This is a genomic window from Cystobacter fuscus, from assembly GCF_044360685.1.
Lineage (GTDB): Bacteria > Myxococcota > Myxococcia > Myxococcales > Myxococcaceae > Cystobacter > Cystobacter fuscus_C.
The window spans coordinates 2,523,740-2,543,464 of the sequence record NZ_CP043491.1 but is presented as its reverse complement, the minus strand read 5'-3'; the positions used below and the strand labels follow the sequence as shown (position 1 = coordinate 2,543,464).

Below are 19,725 nucleotides of genomic sequence, written 5' to 3'. Positions count from 1 at the left end.
ACCAGCCTCGGCACACGCGGCCCCAAGGGGTCTCCTGAAGCCTCGCCCCCGGCGGCGGTCCCGGGCAGGCTCAGGGCGCCGGAGTGGACTCGTCCCGGACATGCATGAGGATGTCGATGCGCGGCTGGAGCCAATTTCCTGAAGACCGCCGGGCCATCATCCGCTATAACGGACGACACGGACCGCCCTTTCCTCTGGGGGCATCCGCTATATTGGATGCGCCCATGACGAGCGTCTGCCGTTTCCGGTGTTGACCCTCCTCGTTCCAGCCACGCCTACCGCTCGGGCCGACATCGCGCGTCCGAGCGGATGGAAGACCCCGCCGCGACAGCGGTGACCTTCAGGAAAGCCCCCTCCATGCACTCGCACGTCTCCCCGCGCGCTCCGGGCGCGCTCCGTCTGCTTTTGGCGTTGTTCCTCGCGGTGGCGGCCCCAGCCCGGGGCCAGAGCGGTTCCACCCCCGCCCAGCCCTCCCCGGAAGGCCCTGGCCCCTCCACCCCCGCGCCCGCGGCCGAGCCCCCCACCACGCCCCCCACCACCATCACCGCCGAGCCCGGCCGCGGCATCGTGGTCAAAGCGGGGGACCGCTTCTCCTTCGGGCTCCGGGCCCGCATCCAGTTGCGTGACACCTTCCTCCACTTCGACCGGGACGACACCAACGAGATCCAGGTCCGCACGCTGCGCCTCATCGTGGGTGGCAACGTGCTGGCGCCCGAGCTGCGCTACAACATCCAGCTCGCCTTCGGCGGCAATGACTTCGAGACGGGCAGCTCCTCGCCCATCTTCGACGCCTTCGTGGAGTACACGCGCTGGCGCGACGTGAACATCCGCGTGGGCCAGTTCTTCGTGCCGCTCGACCGGGCCCGCACCATCCGCGAGTTCGCGCTCCAGTTCGTGGACCGGCAGCAGGTGGTGCGCGAGCTGAACCTCGACCGCGACGTGGGCGTGATGCTCTCGTCCAACAACCTCTTCGGTCTGAACGAGTGGCTCGGCTACCAGTTCTTCATCGGTGGAGGCGACGGGCGCAACCGCTTCGCGGCCTACGCGCCGGGCCCGCTCACCGTCCTGCGGCTCACGCTGCGGCCCTTCGGCGCCTTCGATGACGACCAGGAAGCGGACCTGACGCGCTCGGCGAAGCCCCGCCTGAGCCTGGGGGTCGCGGCGGGCTACAACCACCGGACCTCGCGCCGCAACAGCACCATCGGAACGGCCTTCACCGCCGGCACGGCCAACTACAGCCACCTGGCCGCGGACGTGGTGTTCAAGTACCGGGGCTTCTCGCTGCTCGCCGAGGGCCTGTGGCGCAAGGCCCATCGGGACGTGCTCGAGCAGACCACCGGCACCACCCCCACCCGGGACGTGACACGCTCGGGCTACGGCTACTTCGTGCAGGGGGGCCAGCTGGTGAGCCCCCAGGTGGAGCTGACGGCGCGCTGGGAGCAGCTCTTCGCCCGGAAGGGCACCGACCCGCAGCTCATCCAACTCGTCGAGACCCAGGGCAAGCAGATCGGCGCGGGCTTCAACGTCTATCTCAACGGGCACGCCTTCAAGTTGCAGGGCGACTACTTCTACATCTTCGGCTCCACGGGCGAGCCACGCCACCTCGCCCGGCTCCAGCTCGACGCGAGCTTCTGACGGGAGCCGTCCCCTCGCCCGGCATAGCAGGCGGCGGAGCGAGGGCCCTCCCCGGTGACTGATCGAAGGAGTTCCCCCCGGTTGTCGTGGAGGGGGGGTCTTCCCACCTTCAGTGCGGGCGCTCCCTCACGGAGGCAGGACTTCTCATGGCCATGGAGGCGCTTGCCTCCGGCCGTGCCGGAAGGAGCCGCCACGGGAAAGGAGCGCAGCGGCACATGAAGGCACTCGTCCAGGACGAAGCGACCCGGCTGACCGCGCGGGTCGACAAGGAACAACTCGAGAAGATGGCATCCGTGGTGCTCGGGGGGGCGCTGCTGACGCTCGGCCTCCAGCGCCGTTCATTGGGAGGAACAGTCATGGCGCTCGCCAGCAGTGGATTGCTCTACCGGGGCCTTCGCGGGCTCCGTCAGCTCGCCTCGAACCCGCGCGCTCAGCGCGAGGAGGGAGTGCGGACGGAAACGCCGAGTGTGCAGCACGCCATCACCATCGGGAAGCCCGCGGACGAGCTCTACCGCCTCTGGCGCGAGCCGGGCACCCTGGCCCAGGTCATGAGCCACTTCGCCGAGCTGTCCACGACGAGCGCGGAGTACACGCACTGGCGCGTGAGTGGTCCGCTCGGACAGGACCTGGAGTGGGACACGCGCCTCGTGGAGGAGCGCCCGGGCGAGCTGCTGCGCTGGGAATCGGTGGAAGGCGCCCTGCTGCCCAATCAGGGCCTGGTGCGCTTCCGTCCCGCGCCGGGGGATTGGGGCACGGAGGTCACGCTCCACCTGGACTTCCAACCTCCGGGCGGCGCCATTGGCGAGGCGGTGATGACGCGGCTGCTCGCCGTGCCGGACCTGCTCGTGAACCGGGCGCTGCGGCGTTTCAAGAGCCTGGCCGAGACGGGAGAGATCCCGACGACCGAACGCAACCCTTCCGCCCGCCAGGGCGCCCACCTCCACTGAGGAGAGACACCCATGCGAGCACTCTGCTGGAACGGCATCAACGATCTGCGTGTGGAGAACGTCCCGGATCCGGAGATCGTCAATCCGCACGACGCCCTCCTCAAGGTGACGATGTCCACGACGTGTGGCTCCGACCTGCACTTCATCGACGGGTACATCCCGACGATGCGCGAGGGCGACGTCATCGGCCACGAGTTCATGGGCGAGGTCGTGGAGGTGGGCCGCGAGGTGAAGAAGGTGAAGAAGGGAGACCGGGTGGTGGTGCCCTCCTTCATCGTCTGTGGCAACTGCTGGTACTGCCAGCACGATCTCTACTCGCTGTGCGACAACACGAATCCCAAGCCCGAGGTGCAGCAGGCCACGTTCGGCCAGCCGACGGCCGGCATCTACGGTTACACGCATGCGTTCGGCGGCTACGCGGGAGGCCATGCGCAGTACGTGCGGGTGCCGCACGCGGACAATGACTGCTTCCTCGTTCCCGACGGACTGAAGGACGAGCAGGTGCTCTTCCTGTCCGACGCGGCGCCCACGGGCTACATGGGCGCCGAGTTCTGCAACATCCATCCCGGGGACACCATCGCGGTATGGGGCGCGGGCGGCGTGGGGCTGATGGCGATGCAGAGCGCCTACCTGCTCGGCGCCGAGCGCGTCATCGCGATCGATCGCTTCCCCGAGCGGCTGCGACTGGCGCGGGAGAAGGCGGGCGCGGAGACGATCAACTACACCCAGGTCGACAGCGTCGTCGAGGTGCTCCGGGAGATGACCGGCGGGCGCGGGCCGGACGCGTGCATCGACGCGGTGGGCATGGAAGCGCACGGCATGGGGCTCGAGTACGCGTATGACCGCGCGAAGCAGGCGCTGCACCTGCACACGGACCGGGGCGAGGCCCTGCGCCAGGCGATCCTCGCGTGCCGCAAGGGCGGAACGCTGTCGATCCTCGGCGTCTACGGGGTGATGGACAAGTTCCCGCTCGGCTCCATCATGAACAAGGGGCTCACGGTGCGCACCGCGCAGCAGCACGGACAGAAGTACGTGCCGCGGCTGCTGGAGCACGTGCGCGACGGGGAGTTGGATCCCTCGTACCTCGTGACGCACCGGTTCCCGCTGGAGGACGCCCCGCGCGGCTACGAGATGTTCAAGAAGAAGGAAGACGGCTGCGTCCGGGCGGTCTTCATTCCCTGAAGGCCCGAGGCAGGCGCCGTCGTCACCGACGCCTGCCCTCGGGGGCTCACTGCACCGTCACCGTCCGGTTCAGGTTGTTGAAGCCGGTGGAGGCTTCCCAGACGTTCTGGTTGGCCAGCTGGATGGAGTACTCCGGACGGGTGTTCAGGGAGGACGCCGGATCCGGCAGGTTCAGCAGGACGGCATAGCTGCCGGCGGGCACGCTCGTCGGAATCGTGACGGACGGGCCGATCGACGTGGTCGTCCCCGCCAGCCAGCGGCGCGGATCCACCGAGAAGGGCACGCGGTAGACGGCGCCGCTCGAGGTGTTGCGCAGCACCAGCTCGACCGACCGGGGATTGTAGGGAGCCGCCCAGCCCTCGTTCTTGATCTGGATGTCCAGGGACATGGCCGCGCCACGGGTGGCGGTCGCCGGGAGGGTGGCGGACACGAGGGCGAACCTGTAGCCGAGCCGACGGTCGATCTCGGGCCGGCACCCGCCGCTGGTCCAGCTGTTGATGACCGGGAGCGAGTAGTCGACGTTCAGATAGGAGTAGTGGAACGAGGCCATCTCGCTCAACGCGGTGGCGCAATCCGAGCGTGGCGGGTTGAGCGCGCACGTCTCTCCGCCCATGGCGAGGTAGTTCGTCTCCGCCGACAGGTAGGGGTACTCGACAGACGTGTTCGTGTAGGTCCCGAAGTCGTCGGCGCTGGCCAGGAAACAGTCGTTGTGATGGCCGATGCGAGCGTTCGCGGAGCCGTTGTAGGCCTGCGCGGCGGAGAGCGCCGTGGTGCCATACATGGTGCGCTTGAACTTGGGCGTACGGAGTTGAACCATGCGCGAGGCCGGGAGGACACTGAGCAGCTTGTCGACCACGGCCTTGCGGTTGTTCCAATCCGTCTGCGACACGTTCCCCGTGTTGCCGAAGTTCTGGGTGTAGTACCACTCGCCCCAAGCGCCCACGAGCCCCGTCTGCACCACGGAGATGACGTCACTGTTGGCGCTCAGGTACGGCGCGAGCTGATCCAGGTGCGCGGTGACGCGGCTCAGGGGCGCATCGTCCCCGGACTCCGAGGAGGTGTAGGCGAAGCGGACGATCATCTTGAGTCCCGCGCTCCGGACGATGTTCGCCTGCCGCTGGAAGCGATCCAACTGCGCCTGGCTGATGGGGCTGTTCTTGAACTCCGACAGATAGAAGATGCAGATCACCTGGGTGATCTTCTCGTTGGTGCGGAAGGCACTCAACGTGGAGGCGACGAAGTCGGTTTCGTTGCAGTTATTGATGTGGTGATAGAAGCCCCGCTCCGGGTTGGCGATGGTGGCGCTGCTCGCCGTGTACTGGGTCGTCCCCGCTCCCGGGTTCGGGTTCGTGCCGCCGCTGTAGACGTGGGTGTATTTAGCGGACGTCTCGAGCGGTGCCTCGAGCTGGAAGACGACATCCGCGTCGTTCGGGGTCGCCGTCTCGCCAATGTCCGCGCGCGCGACCGTCCACTTCACGGTGCCCGCCGAGTCCGTGTACGTCACCGTCTTGATGAACTGCCAGTTCCACCCACCGCCGACGTTCGCGTACAGGGAGTTGTTCTCGAGCAGGTAGTCCGCCCCGAGCCCTTGTTGGGCGAAACCGGTCGCGGGATTGCGGTCGACGTCGATGTACGCGCGCCGGTAGGCCGGAGTCCCGCTGTACTGGAACTGGTATTGGACGGAGGTGGCGTCGTTGCCCACCACCACTGCGGAAAGGGCCGCATGGGCGGACGAAGACGCGAGCAACAAGCCCGCCAGCGGCAACATCAATCTACGCATGAACACTCCTCGACGACTGGGTTGGACAAGGGAACCAGGCGTGGACTCAGCCCTGAGCGCCGATGGAAGCGAGGGCGCGCACGGCCAGCACGGCGAGGGTCACCGCCAGGGCCAATAGCGCCACCAGCAGAACCCCGATGCCGAGCACCCACGCCCGGCTGGCGCGACGGGTGGCGATGGGGGCCGCCAGATGATTCTCGAGCAGGCGCACGTTGCGCATGTTGGCCTTCCAGGCCGCATCGAAGACATCGCCCAGGAAGGGGACCGCGCCCACGAGCGACTCCACCGCCACGTTGCCCACCATGCGCAGCAACACCTCGCGCGAGACGCCCAGACGCACGGCCTGCCAGATGATGTAACAGGAGAGCAAGGCGCCCGCCCAGTCGCCCACGACGGGCACCAGACCCAGCACGGCGTCCCAGCCGATCTGGAATCCTCCGGGGAGCCGGATGGAGGTGTCCAGTTGACGTGCCAGACGGCGAACCTGCTCGATCGAGGCGGAATCGGCGGGAGAACTCATGGGAGCGGGCAGTGGGCTCATAAGCGCGCGGCAGAGGAGCCCTCCCAACGAGGGCCGTCAACGCTGGTTCGCGGCCAGCATCGGGTACGTCACAGTCGGGTTCACGGCCACCACTCAGCGGTCATGAGGCGTATCGCACGAAAACCGACAGAACGTCAAAACAAGAAAACTATGTCAGAACTTGAGATTCCTCCTGGGAACCCGGCCTCGGGGAGCGCGGCTCGAGCACCAACACCTGACGCGCTCGCGCGGGGAGCGAGCCATACAGCCGGAGCACATCCGGCGCCTCCAGGGGCTCCGCCAGGGATTGGCACCAGCGCAGCAGCTCGCCGAGAGAGGCCTCACCGCGCTGACGCCAGCGCCCATCCGTCGCGACGCGGTGGCGGATGCGCGCCAGCGCCACGGTGGAGACACCGCTCAGGGTGCCTCCCCGGGTGATGAAGTACAGGCGGCGCAGGAACGCGCCGCTGCCTGGCTCGCGCCGGAAGTGCCGGAAGGAGTCACGCGAGAAGACGAACCGCTCACCGTCCTCCTCGTGCACGGCCTCCCGGTCGAAGTGCCCCGAGCGGAAGTAACGGGTCCGATACAGGCTGGGGTCGTAATGTCCGGCCTCGCCCTTGAACCAGGCCAGGTTCTCCTGGCGATGACGGAAGCCGTGGGCCAGATCATTGAGGTTGCGCTTCACCTCGACCATGCCCAGCACCTCGACCGGCTGCCCGGGGTGACGCGGCTGACGGATGATCAATTGATCGATCTCGGTCCGTGCCGCGCCGAGCCCCACGCCCCGGAGCACCCGGAGGCGGGCCGCGTCCCCACGCCCCAACAGGTCGGGCACGATGAAGCGCCACGTCAGCGGGAGTACCTGTTGCTCGAAGGATTGGCCCGCGCGCCCGGAACGCAGCCCCTGGTCGCGCGACAACCCGGCCAGCTCGGCCTCCGCGCGCTCCAGTCCGAGGCGTGAGCGAAGCTGCTCCAGCTCCGCGCGGACCCGGAGCAGTTCCCGCCGCGCGGGGCTCGCGTGGATCAACAGTGACTGCTCACTGAGAAGCTCCCGACGCCTGGCCTGGAAGGCGGCGAGCTTCTGCCGCGAGCCCGACAGCTTCCGCGCATCGGTCGTCCGCTCCAGCGCGGCACCCAGGCCGGCGATCGCCTTGTCCGCCCTGGAGAGTTCCTGCTCGAGCTGGAAGAGGCGCTCCGCCTGGGGAGAGGCTTCATCCGCGGCGGTGACGTGACGGAGCGTCCGCTCCAGGGCCAGGAGCTCGGGGTGGGCCTGTCGCAGGTCCCGGATCCTGACGCGCTGAGCGAAGGCCGGATCCAACTCCCAGCGGGACAGTTGCTGGCCGAGCCAGTGGCGAAAGCCCTCCAGGTCGAGGCCGCGCAGATCGACGGCCTGCTCGAGCCAGCGGCGCAGCGCGCGCGTTCCCCGGACGACGTGGAGGGTGGAAGAGGAGGAGGTCGCCATGCGCGCGGGACCTCCCGGGGCCGCCTAGAGGTCTCCCTCGAGCGCATCACGCACCCCTGGTAGCCGGGCGAGCAACTCCAGCTCGGCGGCCTTGAGGTGGGACACCCGGCGTCCGGCGATGCGCTCGAAGTGCAGCTCGATGCGGTGTTCGCCCTCGTCGTTGACGTGGCGGAAGAGCCGGGCCCTCCGCCCTTCCTTCACGCAGGCGAGGATGTCCCGGTGGATGCTGTTGAGCCGGCGGAACACCTTCAGCGCCATTCGACCCTCGGGGGTGTCGAACGTGTGGAAGTGCCGGTTGCGCGACAGGGGCTTGGCTGGGTCATGGAGCCTCTCCACGAGGCGCCGCACGAATGGGTCCATCGACGGCGCAGGATAACATCCGCGCTCCCCCATCTCAGCGTTGGATTCGCTTCTTCCTCGTCCGCCCTGGCCCCTGCCGTCGTGGCTCTCGCTCGCCTGCAAGGACTCGGGGAAGAAGAAAAGATCCCCGAGGCAAGTGGCCTCGAGGACCTTCTCCTGGTCACGCCAGGCTCCACGTGAAAGGCACTTCTGGGGGGAGGGGGGAACGAAGCCGCCTTCCCTCGTGGAGCCGGGGACCTCCCCACGACTGTTCCGCGCGAGATGTCCGCGCGTCAGTCCCTGGCCTTAGCGGCGCGTGTCGTCCGAGCCCGAGGTGGAGCCGCTGCCCGTGCTGCCCGCGCCGGAGCCGCCGCTGCCCGTGCCGTTCAGCTCATCACCCGCGCCTTGGGAGCCAGTGCCCATGCTGCCCGTACCGGAGCCGCCGCTGCCCGTGCCTCCCAGGTTGCTTCCGGAGCCACCGGAGCCGCTGCCCATGTTGTCCGAGCCAGAGCCGCCGCTGCCCGTCCCCAGGTTGCTTCCGGAGCCACCGGAGCCGCTGCCCGTCCCCAGGTCGCTTCCGGAGCCGCTGCCCGTGCTGCCCGTGCCGCCCAGGTCGCTTCCGGAGCCGCTGCCCACGCTGCCCGCGCCGCCCGAGCCGGTCGTTCCAGTATCATCTCCCAGCTGCGAGCCTCCACCATGTTGCGTGGAGCCGCCCTGGTTCATTCCCGCGCCACCCGTGCCCTGCTGCCCCTGCTCACTCTTGCACCCCGCGCCCAAGAGCAACACAGCCGCCGCCGTCCCCACGATCAAAGCCTTCACATGCCGCATGACTCATCCTCCTCCGGTGTATGGGTTACCGCTGAGAGGAGGTTAAGTACTGGTCACTCGGCGCAGCATTGGACTCGAAGACAGGTCTCGCGACAGGCGGCCCGATCCCCGGCCACGCGGGCCACCCGCCCGCTCCTACGAGGGCTCGCTCGCCGCGCGGCCCGAGGCAGGCTTCACCGTCCTGAAGCTCAGCGAGTAGCGCAGGCTCTTCACGGGCGAGAGCGTGTGTTGCCACTCCGTGCGCGAGGCTCCGGCCATGAGGTAGAGGGAGCGGGGCTCGAGCTTGAGCGCGACCGTCTGGAAGGCGTCGCCCACCTTGCGCCGGAAGCGCATCCGCGCCGGCCCGAGCAGGGACACCCCGATGACGCAAGGGCCGAACATGGGCGCATCCCGGTGCCAGCCGATGCTCGCCCCGGGGGGATAGCGCGAGATGAGGAGCTCCTCGAGCGCGGCGGGTTCGAGCCCCGCCGCGGCGGCACAGCGGGCCCTCACCGGTTCGAGAAAACCAGGCACCGGGGGAGCGGGCGTGAGGCGCCAGGACTCATAGCCGTAGTCCCAGCCGTAGTGCAGCACGGTGCGCCGCGCCACCACCCCATGCATGTGGATCTCCCGGTAGTCGAGCCGTGACAGCTCGTCCACCAGGACCCGCTCTTCCTCCTCGGAGAGGAAGCCGGGCAGATAGCTCAGTCCTTCTGGAAGTCCGGCCTCCTGGGGCTGCCTGGCCATCCCGGCTCACATCCGGGGCGCGTCGGAGCGTGGCTCGGTGGAGTCCGGGACCAGGGCCTCGTCCGGCACTGTGGGGCCCTCATAGCCCCGGCCGAACCCCTTCGCGCCGGAGTGCAGCGGACGGGACCCCTCCCAGATGCTCCTCGCGCGGCCGAACAGCCAGCGCACGCCCTGGAGCGCGTCGCGCACGAGCGCTCCGGGCGCCTCACGCGACAGCAGCGGCGGTCCCTTCAACGTGCCCGACGCGGCATCCGCCGGCATCGGGTTGATGCCCACGCCCAGCTCGTAGACCATCTTGCCGCCGAGCGAGGCGGTGTACAGCGCCACCGAGTTGGCCAGCAGCGCGATGACGCTCTGGGTGAGCGAGGGAGGACGGTTCAACCGCCACAGCGTCACGCCCACCGCACCCAGCGTGACGACGGCATTGCCCATGCCATGGAGGAACACCATGTCCCGCGCGCGGGGATCCTCGAGCCGCACCTCCTGCGAGGAGGCCAGTCCGGCCACTCCAGAGAAGAGAGCGCTCAACGTGCCGGCCACCCACAGCCGCCGGCCCACCTTCGCCCAGGCCCGATCCCCGCTCGCCACCGCGATGAAGTCGGCCACCGTCGCCGTGGGCAACAGGGCCAGAGGAGCGTGGACGACGGACGGGTGCAACTCGTGAAGCAGCATCTTCATGGCCATTCCCCCGTGTTGAGCAGGGCCCGTGACTCGGCCGCACCGGCCCCCGTGATGAGTGGAGGTTAGGCACCGCCCCCGCTCCCCGCCTCCTCCCGGGTCTCGGGCCCACCACCCGGGGCTCGTCCCCACGCTCGGAGGGCATCCACGATGCCGCGCGTCGGGCGTCCCCGCGCACAGGGAACGGGCAGGCCCGGGCTCCTGCTCGAACCAGTCGCCCCATGGGCAAATTCAAGGAGTTGCACCAGCAGGAGGTCCACACATGAAAGAGTCGGAAAAGGAACGTGGCGCCACGGCTCCCCCTGGTTCCGATCCGCCCCGCGAGGGCGCCCGGCCAGAGGAGCAGCGTTCAGCCGAGCCAGATGCAATCCCATCCACCCCCGCGGGCAAGGCCAACGCCGGGCCCAACGAGCCGCCCGAGGGATACGCGATGGACACCATCACCGATAGCGACGGGAACTACCTGGAGCCGCCAGATTGAGCCCGCGGAGCACGCACGCACGAGCAGCCATGGGGCCCATTCCACTCGCGGCGCTCGTCCACCCATTCATCAGACGCGAGGAAACATGCGCGGGGGCTTGAAACCCCCGCCCACCTCTCCTTGACTACCTGCTTGATGCCGTGAGCGCCCCGCGGACCGTCGTTCCACCCCTTCCCGCCGCGGCCCCCCCCATGCCCCCTCCCTTCCGCCGGTTCCTCCTGTCCACGCTGCTGCTGAGCGCGTGCGGTGTCCCCGTCGAGTCCACGTCCGTGTCCCCTGGAGAGTCCCTGGGCAACGTGGATGCCGCGCTCACGGTCTCCAGCCTCCGCTGCGCGCGCATCTCCCTCCAGCAGATCAGCTGCTCGGCCTACGCCGAGGGCGGCAGTGGCCCCCTCACGCCGCTCTGGCAGCAGGCGTACCAGTTGCCCGATCAATGGGAGTGGAGGGTCAACCTGCCCTGGTCCGAGCTCGCCTGGACCCATGTCCTCTACTGCGAGGCGCCCTCCGCGTCCTCCTCGGACAGTGCCCTGGTCCAGGTGGAGTTCAAGGTGCGCGACAGCACGGGGGCCGAATCCGCGGTGAAGAGCACCTCGTTCTATTGCACGCCCGAATCGATCGACCTCTTCCCCGAGCTGCGGAGGTAGGAGGGCGAACCGGCGTCGAGCGCCAGGATGCGGGAGCGGGATGACCCGCCCGCCTGCCCGGTGGGGAGTGGGCGTGAACGAAGGCTGAAACCAGCCAGGGGCTCCCGCGTACAAAGGAGAGAGCGCCCGCGCCGGGCGCGTCCGGAGGCTCGAATCCATGTCACCCGACCCCGTTGTCCCTCCCCTCGCCCGCCGCGCCTCGCCGGGGGTGCCGCGCCGGTTGTTGCCCGCGATGCTGGCCCTGCTCGGGGTGTTGAGCGCGTGCACCGAGGCGCACGGCGCCCCGCCGGGCACGAATGCCCCCAGCACCGAAACCGCCTCCACCGCGCGGAGCCAGGACGCCCGGAAGTCCACGGGCGAAGGCATGGCACCGGGCACGCCGCGAGAGGCGGTGGCACCGGTGGCGCCGACGAAGGGCACGAACGAGGAGGCAACGAGGGAGACAGCGTATCTGGCGGGAGGGTGCTTCTGGGGGATGGAGGATCTGCTGCGCAAGATTCCGGGCGTCATCGAGACGGAGGTGGGTTACACGGGCGGGGCGAAGCTGTTCTCCCGCCCGACGTATGACGACGTGCACACGGGGCGCACGGGGCACGCGGAGGCCGTGCGCGTGGTGTTCAACCCGAAGCTGCTGACGTACGAGGCGCTGCTGGAGAAGTGGTTCTTCCGCATGCATGACCCGACGACGCTCAACCGGCAGGGCAACGACGTGGGCACGCAGTACCGCTCGGCGATCTTCTACCTGTCGGACGAGCAGCGCCGGGTGGCCGAGAAGGTGAGGGCCCGGGTCGATGCCTCGGGCAAGTGGAAGCGGCCCGTCGTCACGGAGATCACCGCCGCGGGCGACTTCACCCCGGCCGAGCAGTACCACCAGGACTATCTGGTGAAGAACCCGGGCGGCTACACCTGCCACTACATGCGCGAGTGAGCGAGGGCCCCGCGGCGCGGACCTCGTTCCAACCAACCACTGCGGCTGCGGGCGCACCCGTCTGTCGGCACCTGTTCAGGGACCGCGCACCCCCGGCGTCCCTGGAGCAATGATGGAAGCCCCGCCCTCCTGATGGCCTTTGAGGCGAGGCGGGCGACACTCCACCTCCTCACGCCCCTCCTTGTTGCACCGCGACCAGCATCCACGACTGACATCAGAAAGCCGACTTCCTTCGCAGCGGTAGATGTCCCGTCCTCTGTTGGCTTCGCAGGTGAAGGTCCACCGGCCGAGGAGACACTCCCCGAGAACACAACCCGGAGCCAGGAGGGGAACCTCTCCACAACTTCCGTCCCCGGGGTAGCAAGGCTCGAGGTCACTGGGGGCGGCCAGTCCCTGTTGAAGCCGACGCATCACCTCGGCCGTCTGAGTCTCGGTGTAGAGACACTGCATCAAAGGCTGCCCACGGGGCCCAAGGTTCGCGAGAGCCTGTTGGACGAGTTCTTCGGAGGGCTGGAGGTTGTCACTCTGCTCGGAGCCATCAGTTGGTGCGGCTTGTACGTCAAGTGCGAGCCGAGTCCGGCGAAGATGGCAGCGCCCCTGGACTCGGCCGATCAACTCATGACGGGTAGTAATGCGAATCGTCAATCCCGGCGGGGTATGCCGCTCATGATGGACGACCGCAGTCGGCAGACAAGCCGACGCGCGAGCGATGAAACAGTCGAGGTCCTCCCGACAGTCCACGGGAGAGGACGAACCGGACTCGGAATTGGAGCGGCTGCAACTGGACAGCGCCACCAGCGACATCAGCAAGGCGGCAAGCCTAAGCGGTAGGGGTGACTCCAGCATCCGAGCAACTCTCAACGCTTGTTCCGGGGAACAGTAGGAGGACGAGGAGGCTCGTACCTCGGCCTGTGGGGAATCTGCTCGCGAGGAAGTTCCTGGAACTCGACGGTGCCGCGCCCATTCAGAACCTCCTGCACGGGACGAACCTCTAACTCGGAACCATAGAGTTCGAGCGTGTCCCCGGCAGGCGGGAACTTCCGCATCTGGCCAGGCAGGAGTCCGAGATTGGTTTCCTGCTCCAGCCTGTCCCAACGTTCGGCCAGTTCCTTCCAGATGAACTCGGCATCACCCGGCGAGGACAGTCGGATGAGCAGCTTGCCCTGAAGGGGAATCTTGAACCCAGCGGGCCGGGTGAACTGGTCTGCGATGTCACGTCCACAGTGGCTGCATCGCTCCTGATTGTCGGAGGAGTAGCCGCAGTATTCACACAAGAACCGCTGGTCGCTCATCGTACCTCCAGAAGATACGGCATCGCCTTGCCATGCTTCTTCAACATCTGCTGGTAGGTCATGTGCTCCATGGTCTGCGGATCGAAGATGTTGACCTGGCCTGTGAGTGTAACTCTGCCGTAGACGACGTGGTGGTAGTTGCCATCCTCCCAGCGGGTGAAAACGGCATAGTGGCCCACAGGGGCGCCCTTGTCGAGCATGGAGACAGGCTGTGGGCTGGCCTTCATCCCCGTGGCCTGCGCGAGGTAATCGAGACTGTCCTGAGGAGTGAAACGACGCTCACGACCGGTGTAACCAAAGAGCCGCTCGATTTCATCGGCTGAATACTTGAAGTACCCCTCCAGGCTGTTGCGGATGACGGAGGCAACACAGGCCGTACAATTGTCATTTCGGGCAGAGGGGTTCCAGCGATTCTCCTTCCCAACATTCCGACCCCCTCGCGCGCCGACATGCGAAGGGAGGTTATCCAGGGCCGTTGCCGCTGCGTCACCTTCGAGTTGACGCAGTTCCTCCCGGGTGGACACGTAGCGTGGGCGCAAACCGAGTTTTTTCGCCCCCTCCACCACCTCGTCGGCTGTCCTGAACCTGCGCAGGAGGAAGGGAACATGCTTGAGGGCAACCCCCGCCATCTTCATCACGACATGCCCACCAACAGGGACGGCCACCATCAGGAGGACATCTCCCTTGCTGGTGGGCACGCCCAGCATGCCGGCGACGAACAGAGAGCCTTCCGCGTACTGCTGAGCTTCGCGCACGCCCGTTTGATGCAGCCTCTGGGCGTAGGCCTTGCCCTCACGCGCCTCCACCAATGCCCGGTCTTCCCCGCGCCGCAGCTCGTCGTAGGTGCGGCGGAGCGTGGTGGCGATGACCTGGCGCAGTTGCTCGCGATGCTCCTCGGAACCTTCGTACCGGGCATCCACCTCGTCCAGACTCGCCTGGAGAGCCCTCATGCGGCCGCTGTCGACCAGCCCCGCCGAGTGCAGGCGCGCCACTTCGAAGTACAGGTCCTCGGGGGATGCATCCTGGTCGATGAAGAACGATTTCGCGTCAGCACTGCTCGTACGTGTGTTGGCCTCGGGGGCCTCACAAGCCGCGAGCGATACGGCGAGCAAGCAAAGGAGCACGGGTTTCCACTGAAGCACTGCTCTCCCTTTCGTGTGGTTGGGTGAGCTGCATGGAACCCAATGGGTCTGACGCAAGCAGGTGTGAATCGTCCCCACATCACGCGAGGGCACAGATCCAGCCGGGAGTGCCGCGCAGCCGACCTCCCTCTCCCAGCCTCGGCATCCACTCCTTCTAGTGATTCCAGGGACGACCCTTGGGGCGAGCCGGGTCGCAGTTCCACCCGGAAGGCCGCGCGCTAAATCATCAACGAATCGTCAAAATCATCATCCCAGCTCTTGTATCCTCCTGGAAACAGGCGTACTTCCTTGTTTCCATGACGACTCACTCAAAGCTGTGGGGCGAAGCCCTCCGCGCCGCCGTCAGCCCCTGGCGGGAAGAACTCGGCAAGTCCGATCGGGAGCGCCTCGATGCCTTGGTGGGTCTGTCTGTCCGGGAGGACATCCGGCTGTCGGACTGCCTCACGGCGCTCTTCCCGAACGTGGACACGCAGAAGGCCCAGACGGCCCTGACCTCCTTCCGCAAACGGCTCAACGACGCCGCCACGGAAGAGGGCCGTCCCAACCTCGGACTGCGCTTCGAGGTCGACACCAAGAAGAAGAATCCCCCCACGGAGCGTCACTGCTGGTTCACCGGGACTGATCCCGCCATGGCGCAGGCGGAGCGCTACTCCCAGCAGCTCACGGCCGACATCCAGGACAAGCCCCTGATCCACTCCAAGGGGATCGCCACGACCGGGACCGCCCTCGCCTCGGGAAAGAAGGTCGTCCGGCTCTTTGTCTCCTACGCGCACGAGGACAAGACGCACTTCGAGGCGATCATCAAACAGCTCCGCATCCGCTTCGCCTCATCCAAGAAATACGAGCTCCAGTCCTGGACGGATCAGGACATCCTCGTGGGTGAGGGCTGGAGGGATCGCATCCAGAAGGCCATCGACGAGTGTCATTTCGGCCTCCTGCTGCTCAGTCCCGCCTTTCTCGCGAGTAAGTTCATTGGCGAGCACGAGTTGCCCCACTTCGTTGGGTCGTCGAACGACCCGAGGCTCAAGCCCGTCCTCCCCGTGGGAGTCGTACCCGTGTCCTTCGAGAGGCAGGATCTCAAGGGCCTGCAAGAACAGCAGATCTTCCGCTCTCGAAGCGTGCAAATCGAGGCGCGCTTTTTCAGTGAGCTGACAGGCTCCTCCAAGAAGCAAGAGTTCATCCAACAGCTCTACGTCGCCATCGAGAAGCGGCTCGATGCATTCTTCGCCCCCTCTCCTGGACCCGGAGCGCCCTCTCCACCTGGAGGGAAGGAGCTCAGCACCGCAGACGCCCTCGCCGACCAGCTCCCGCTACCGGAAGACACCCGCCACTTCCAGCGCCTCCGGGCCAAGCTTGTGAACCTTGGCGCTCTAGAACGACTCGACCGTTCGAGCCACGAATCCACATCCCTTGAGCAGGCGAGCGACGCCCTCGCCGAACTACAGGCCTGGGCAACCAACCCCAAGGCTCCGCCATTCTTCGCCCTCCTGGGCGAGTATGGCATTGGCAAAACCACCACCCTCAAACAGCTCACCCGTCTTCTCCTCAAGGAGCGTCAGTCCACACCAGGATTGCCCCTCCCCATCTACGTAGACCTGCGCGACTACATCGGTGAATCCCGGGACAGCATCCCCACCATCGAGCAGTTGCTCGCCAGCGTCATCCAGCGGAGTTGGAAGCTGCGCGACCGCAGCCTCACCCCCCAGGATCTGCTGCGCCTCATCCGCGAGGAGGGCGCCCTCGTCATCTTCGACGGCCTGGACGAGAAGATTGTCCACCTGCCACCTGGCCGTGCCCGTGAATTCATCCGCACTCTTTGGGCTGCGCTGCCTGATGCCACGAGCCCAGCATCCCCCGGAATTCGGCGCGGGAAGCTCCTCATCTCCTGCCGTGCTCACTATTTCCGTGATATCTGGGATCAGAACTCGATGCTCATTGGCGAGGATCGCGAGGGTCTGGAGCGCCAGCGGTTTCCCGCCCTCTGCTTGCTGCCCTTTACCGAGCCACAGATTCGGGCCTACTTGAAGTCGTTGCTAGGCAATGAGCTGGGCGCGAACCGAGCCTTCGAGGTCATTGCATCCATCCACAACCTCCGGGAACTCGCGCAGCGGCCCTACCTGCTGTACCTCATCAGTGGACAACTCGGCGCGCTGGAGGATCTCAGGGCCCGGGGAGAGCAGGTGAACGCTGCCCGGCTATACGAGCTCGTCGTCCGCTCCTGGCTCAGCCGCGATGATGGAAAACACCAGATCGACCCCGCCCACAAACGCCGGCTCATGGAGGACCTCGCCGCCGCACTCTGGCGTGAGGATCGTAAGCAATGGGATGCGGATCGACTTGAGGATTGGCTCGATGACGTCCTCACCGCATCGCCCACCCTCACCAGCATCTACGGACATAAGGATCGTACCGTACTCAAGGAAGACCTGCGCACCGCCACCTTCGTGCTGCGCGGCACCACGGACGAGAAGCACTTTCGCTTCGCTCATACATCTTTGCAGGAGTACTTCCTGGCGGCCTATTTGGTGCATGCGCTATCGGAGGGCCGATTGGACCGTTGGGACCTACCGATGGTCTCAAGGGAGACGCTGGACTTCCTGGGCGAAATGCTGGCCCTTGAACCCCACCCCACGGCTCTGCGTGCATTGGAATCGCTGCTGGAAGGCAAGAGTCCGCGCGCCGCCGTGCTCGCGTTCGCCTACTGGTTACGAGCCCTGGCGCGTGGATACCCAGCCCCCTCACCTACGCGGGTGAAACTCGCTGGGGCGAATCTAGAGGGATGGCACATAAGGGGCCACGGACCCACCCAACTATTGGATCTGCGTGGAGTCGATCTCTCAGGTGCTCGGCTCAATCGGACCCGGGTCAATTTCGTGGACATCTCGGATGCTGACCTCACCGGCTCTCAGGCTCGGCAGGCTTTGTTCATGAACGTGAGCGCACTACGACTGAAGGCCCCAGGAAGTGATTGGTGCGGGCTGAAATGGCGGGAGGGCTCACTGGTGAGCGCAGATCTACGTGGCACCCAAATCGATGGCTGCCAGTGGATCCGTGTGGGCCTCGCCGAAGCCCAACTGCCAGATGGATGGGAACACCTCGCGACATCCATAGATGGACGTCAGCTCAAGCCATCATTCCAGGAGGGAGTCTCGACCCTGTCGGTCATTCTTGGCCATTCAGCGCCAGTCACCGCATGCGCATGGAGTCCGGACGGCCAGCGCATCCTCTCGGGCTCCGAAGACGCCTCCCTCAAGGTGTGGGACGCCGCTTCCGGCTCCTGCCTCCTCACCCTCTCCGGCCATTCAGATTCAGTCACCGCATGCGCATGGAGTCCGGACAGCCAGCGCATCCTCTCGGGTTCCAGCGACGCCTCCCTCAAGGTGTGGGACGCCGCTTCCGGCTCCTGCCTCCTCACCCTCTCCGGCCATTCAGCTCCAGTCAATGCATGCGCATGGAGTCCGGACGGCCAGCGCATCCTCTCGGGCTCCGAAGACGACTCCCTCAAGGTGTGGGACGCTGCTTCCGGCTCCTGCCTCCTCACCCTCTCCGGCCATTCAGCGCCAGTCTACGCATGCGCATGGAGTCCGGACGGCCAGCGCATCCTCTCGGGCTCCGAAGACGACTCCCTCAAGGTGTGGGACGCCGCTTCCGGTTCCTGCCTCCTCACCCTCTCCGGCCATTCAGCTCCAGTCACCGCATGCGCATGGAGTCCGGACAGCCAGCGCATCCTCTCGGGCTCCTTCGACGACTCCCTCAAGGTGTGGGATGCCGCCTCCGGCTCCTGCCTCCTCACCCTCTCCGGCCATTCAGATTCAGTCACCGCATGCGCATGGAGTCCGGACAGCCAGCGCATCCTCTCGGGTTCCAGCGACGCCTCCCTCAAGGTGTGGGACGCCGCTTCCGGCTCCTGCCTCCTCACCCTCTCCGGCCATTCAGTTCCAGTCTACGCATGCGCATGGAGTCCGGACGGCCAGCGCATCCTCTCGGGTTCCGGCGACGCCTCCCTCAAGGTGTGGGACGCCGCTTCCGGTTCCTGCCTCCTCACCCTCTCCGGCCATTCAGCTCCAGTCAATGCATGCGCATGGAGTCCGGACGGCCAGCGCATCCTCTCGGGTTCCAGCAACGCCTCCCTCAAGGTGAGGGACGCCGCTTCCGGCTTCTACCTCCTCACCCTCTCCGGCCATTCAGCGCCAGTCACCGCATGCGCATGGAGTCCGGACGGCCAGCGCATCCTCTCGGGCTCCGAAGACGACTCCCTCAAGGTGTGGGACGCCGCTTCCGGTTCCTGCCTCCTCACCCTCTCCGGCCATTCAGCTCCAGTCACCGCATGCGCATGGAGTCCGGACAGCCAGCGCATCCTCTCGGGCTCCTTCGACGACTCCCTCAAGGTGTGGGATGCCGCCTCCGGCTCCTGCCTCCTCACCCTCTCCGGCCATTCAGATTCAGTCACCGCATGCGCATGGAGTCCGGACAGCCAGCGCATCCTCTCGGGTTCCAGCGACGCCTCCCTCAAGGTGTGGGACGCCGCTTCCGGCTCCTGCCTCCTCACCCTCTCCGGCCATTCAGCTCCAGTCAATGCATGCGCATGGAGTCCGGACAGCCAGCGCATCCTCTCGGGCTCCGAAGACGACTCCCTCAAGGTGTGGGACGCCGCTTCCGGCTCCTGCCTCCTCACCCTCTCCGGCCATTCAGTTCCAGTCTACGCATGCGCATGGAGTCCGGACGGCCAGCGCATCCTCTCGGGTTCCAGCGACGCCTCCCTCAAGGTGTGGGACGCCGCTTCCGGCTCCTGCCTCCTCACCCTCTCCGGCCATTCAGCTCCAGTCAATGCATGCGCATGGAGTCCGGACAGCCAGCACATCCTCTCGGGTTCCAGCGACGCCTCCCTCAAGGTGTGGAACGCCGCTTCGGGTCTGTGCTTATGGTCGGGCCAGATTCTTCCAGAGTGGCAGTTCGCATCGATCGATATCCGCAGCGGGCGCATTCTCCATGCCTCCGCTGAAGCATGGCGCTGGCTGGGCTGGAGCTGGACGGATCCCGCCACCGGGCGGCTTCGGCTCCTGCCCGCTGAAGCTATGGGCCCACTGCCCGTTTGATGCAAGACCGTCCCGTTTTGCACCTCGTCCTCACACCGATCCTGA

16 protein-coding genes are annotated in these 19,725 nt (G+C 66.7%); 7 read left to right on the top strand and 9 right to left on the bottom strand.

The genetic code is table 11. The features are described 5' to 3' along the window. The first annotated feature begins 357 nt into the window (after positions 1–357). From F0U63_RS10570 to F0U63_RS10560, 3 genes are all read left to right on the top strand, one after another. The gene (locus tag F0U63_RS10570; RefSeq protein WP_395845767.1) at positions 358–1,635 is read left to right on the top strand and encodes a porin; all 1,278 of its coding nucleotides are present in this window, start codon (positions 358–360) and stop codon (positions 1,633–1,635) included. A 215-nt stretch (positions 1,636–1,850) separates the two neighbouring features. Beyond that, positions 1,851–2,582, top strand: a complete 732-nt coding sequence (locus F0U63_RS10565; RefSeq protein WP_395845766.1) for an SRPBCC family protein — start codon at positions 1,851–1,853, stop codon at positions 2,580–2,582. A gap of 12 nt (positions 2,583–2,594) precedes the next feature. Continuing rightward, entirely contained in the window at positions 2,595–3,764 is a 1,170-nt protein-coding gene (locus F0U63_RS10560; protein WP_395845765.1) for a zinc-dependent alcohol dehydrogenase, read from the top strand. A gap of 46 nt (positions 3,765–3,810) precedes the next feature. Here F0U63_RS10560 and F0U63_RS10555 read toward each other — a convergent pair whose 3' ends face one another. From F0U63_RS10555 to F0U63_RS10525, 7 genes are all read right to left on the bottom strand, one after another. Further along, positions 3,811–5,544: a DUF4832 domain-containing protein gene (locus tag F0U63_RS10555; RefSeq protein ID WP_395845764.1), complete on the bottom strand. Its 1,734-nt coding sequence runs from the start codon at positions 5,542–5,544 to the stop codon at positions 3,811–3,813. Between the two features lie 46 nt (positions 5,545–5,590). Beyond that, positions 5,591–6,064, bottom strand: a complete 474-nt coding sequence (locus F0U63_RS10550; protein ID WP_395845763.1) for a DUF4112 domain-containing protein — start codon at positions 6,062–6,064, stop codon at positions 5,591–5,593. Positions 6,065–6,233: 169 nt separating this feature from the next. Further along, positions 6,234–7,526 (bottom strand): hypothetical protein, encoded by a 1,293-nt coding sequence (locus F0U63_RS10545; RefSeq protein ID WP_395845762.1) that lies wholly within the window; start codon positions 7,524–7,526, stop codon positions 6,234–6,236. Between the two features lie 24 nt (positions 7,527–7,550). Next, a complete protein-coding gene (locus tag F0U63_RS10540; protein ID WP_043430209.1) occupies positions 7,551–7,886 on the bottom strand; it encodes a hypothetical protein in 336 nt (111 codons plus the stop codon). Between the two features lie 285 nt (positions 7,887–8,171). Continuing rightward, positions 8,172–8,693, bottom strand: coding sequence for a hypothetical protein (locus tag F0U63_RS10535; RefSeq protein WP_395845761.1), 522 nt, complete (start codon positions 8,691–8,693; stop codon positions 8,172–8,174). A 135-nt stretch (positions 8,694–8,828) separates the two neighbouring features. Further along, the gene (locus tag F0U63_RS10530; RefSeq protein ID WP_395845760.1) at positions 8,829–9,419 is read right to left on the bottom strand and encodes an alpha-ketoglutarate-dependent dioxygenase AlkB; all 591 of its coding nucleotides are present in this window, start codon (positions 9,417–9,419) and stop codon (positions 8,829–8,831) included. A 6-nt stretch (positions 9,420–9,425) separates the two neighbouring features. Continuing rightward, entirely contained in the window at positions 9,426–10,097 is a 672-nt protein-coding gene (locus tag F0U63_RS10525; protein WP_395845759.1) for a DUF2231 domain-containing protein, read from the bottom strand. Positions 10,098–10,359: 262 nt separating this feature from the next. Here F0U63_RS10525 and F0U63_RS10520 point away from each other — a divergent pair, with 262 nt between their 5' ends. From F0U63_RS10520 to msrA, 3 genes are all read left to right on the top strand, one after another. After that, positions 10,360–10,578: a hypothetical protein gene (locus tag F0U63_RS10520; RefSeq protein ID WP_395845758.1), complete on the top strand. Its 219-nt coding sequence runs from the start codon at positions 10,360–10,362 to the stop codon at positions 10,576–10,578. Positions 10,579–10,769: 191 nt separating this feature from the next. Continuing rightward, positions 10,770–11,222 (top strand): hypothetical protein, encoded by a 453-nt coding sequence (locus F0U63_RS10515; RefSeq protein WP_395845757.1) that lies wholly within the window; start codon positions 10,770–10,772, stop codon positions 11,220–11,222. A gap of 157 nt (positions 11,223–11,379) precedes the next feature. Further along, on the top strand, positions 11,380–12,150 hold the full coding sequence (gene msrA / locus F0U63_RS10510; protein WP_395845756.1) for a peptide-methionine (S)-S-oxide reductase MsrA: 771 nt from the start codon (positions 11,380–11,382) through the stop codon (positions 12,148–12,150). Between the two features lie 857 nt (positions 12,151–13,007). On the opposite strand, the gene F0U63_RS10505 is transcribed toward msrA, so the two are convergent. Further along, positions 13,008–13,442 (bottom strand): hypothetical protein, encoded by a 435-nt coding sequence (locus F0U63_RS10505; protein WP_395845755.1) that lies wholly within the window; start codon positions 13,440–13,442, stop codon positions 13,008–13,010. Next, on the bottom strand, positions 13,439–14,584 hold the full coding sequence (locus F0U63_RS10500; protein WP_395845754.1) for a hypothetical protein: 1,146 nt from the start codon (positions 14,582–14,584) through the stop codon (positions 13,439–13,441). Before F0U63_RS10500 ends, F0U63_RS10505 begins: the two co-directional genes overlap by 4 nt. A 176-nt stretch (positions 14,585–14,760) precedes the next feature. On the opposite strand from F0U63_RS10500, the gene F0U63_RS10495 reads away from it, so the two are divergent. Next, a complete protein-coding gene (locus tag F0U63_RS10495; protein WP_395845753.1) occupies positions 14,761–19,680 on the top strand; it encodes a TIR domain-containing protein in 4,920 nt (1,639 codons plus the stop codon). The last annotated feature ends 45 nt before the right edge of the window (positions 19,681–19,725 follow it).

Excerpts from the sequence above, each read along its gene's own strand:
- F0U63_RS10570 (WP_395845767.1), top strand. The coding sequence starts at position 358 with ATGCACTCGCACGTCTCCCCGCGCGCTCCGGGCGCGCTCCGTCTGCTT.
- F0U63_RS10540 (WP_043430209.1), bottom strand. The coding sequence starts at position 7,886 with ATGGACCCATTCGTGCGGCGCCTCGTGGAGAGGCTCCATGACCCAGCC.
- F0U63_RS10505 (WP_395845755.1), bottom strand. The coding sequence starts at position 13,442 with ATGAGCGACCAGCGGTTCTTGTGTGAATACTGCGGCTACTCCTCCGAC.
- F0U63_RS10530 (WP_395845760.1), bottom strand. The coding sequence starts at position 9,419 with ATGGCCAGGCAGCCCCAGGAGGCCGGACTTCCAGAAGGACTGAGCTAT.
- F0U63_RS10565 (WP_395845766.1), top strand. The coding sequence starts at position 1,851 with ATGAAGGCACTCGTCCAGGACGAAGCGACCCGGCTGACCGCGCGGGTC.
- F0U63_RS10560 (WP_395845765.1), top strand. The coding sequence starts at position 2,595 with ATGCGAGCACTCTGCTGGAACGGCATCAACGATCTGCGTGTGGAGAAC.
- F0U63_RS10520 (WP_395845758.1), top strand. The coding sequence starts at position 10,360 with ATGAAAGAGTCGGAAAAGGAACGTGGCGCCACGGCTCCCCCTGGTTCC.
- msrA (WP_395845756.1), top strand. The coding sequence starts at position 11,380 with ATGTCACCCGACCCCGTTGTCCCTCCCCTCGCCCGCCGCGCCTCGCCG.
- F0U63_RS10525 (WP_395845759.1), bottom strand. The coding sequence starts at position 10,097 with ATGAAGATGCTGCTTCACGAGTTGCACCCGTCCGTCGTCCACGCTCCT.
- F0U63_RS10555 (WP_395845764.1), bottom strand. The coding sequence starts at position 5,544 with ATGCGTAGATTGATGTTGCCGCTGGCGGGCTTGTTGCTCGCGTCTTCG.
- F0U63_RS10545 (WP_395845762.1), bottom strand. The coding sequence starts at position 7,526 with ATGGCGACCTCCTCCTCTTCCACCCTCCACGTCGTCCGGGGAACGCGC.
- F0U63_RS10535 (WP_395845761.1), bottom strand. The coding sequence starts at position 8,693 with ATGCGGCATGTGAAGGCTTTGATCGTGGGGACGGCGGCGGCTGTGTTG.
- F0U63_RS10550 (WP_395845763.1), bottom strand. The coding sequence starts at position 6,064 with ATGAGTTCTCCCGCCGATTCCGCCTCGATCGAGCAGGTTCGCCGTCTG.
- F0U63_RS10515 (WP_395845757.1), top strand. The coding sequence starts at position 10,770 with ATGCCCCCTCCCTTCCGCCGGTTCCTCCTGTCCACGCTGCTGCTGAGC.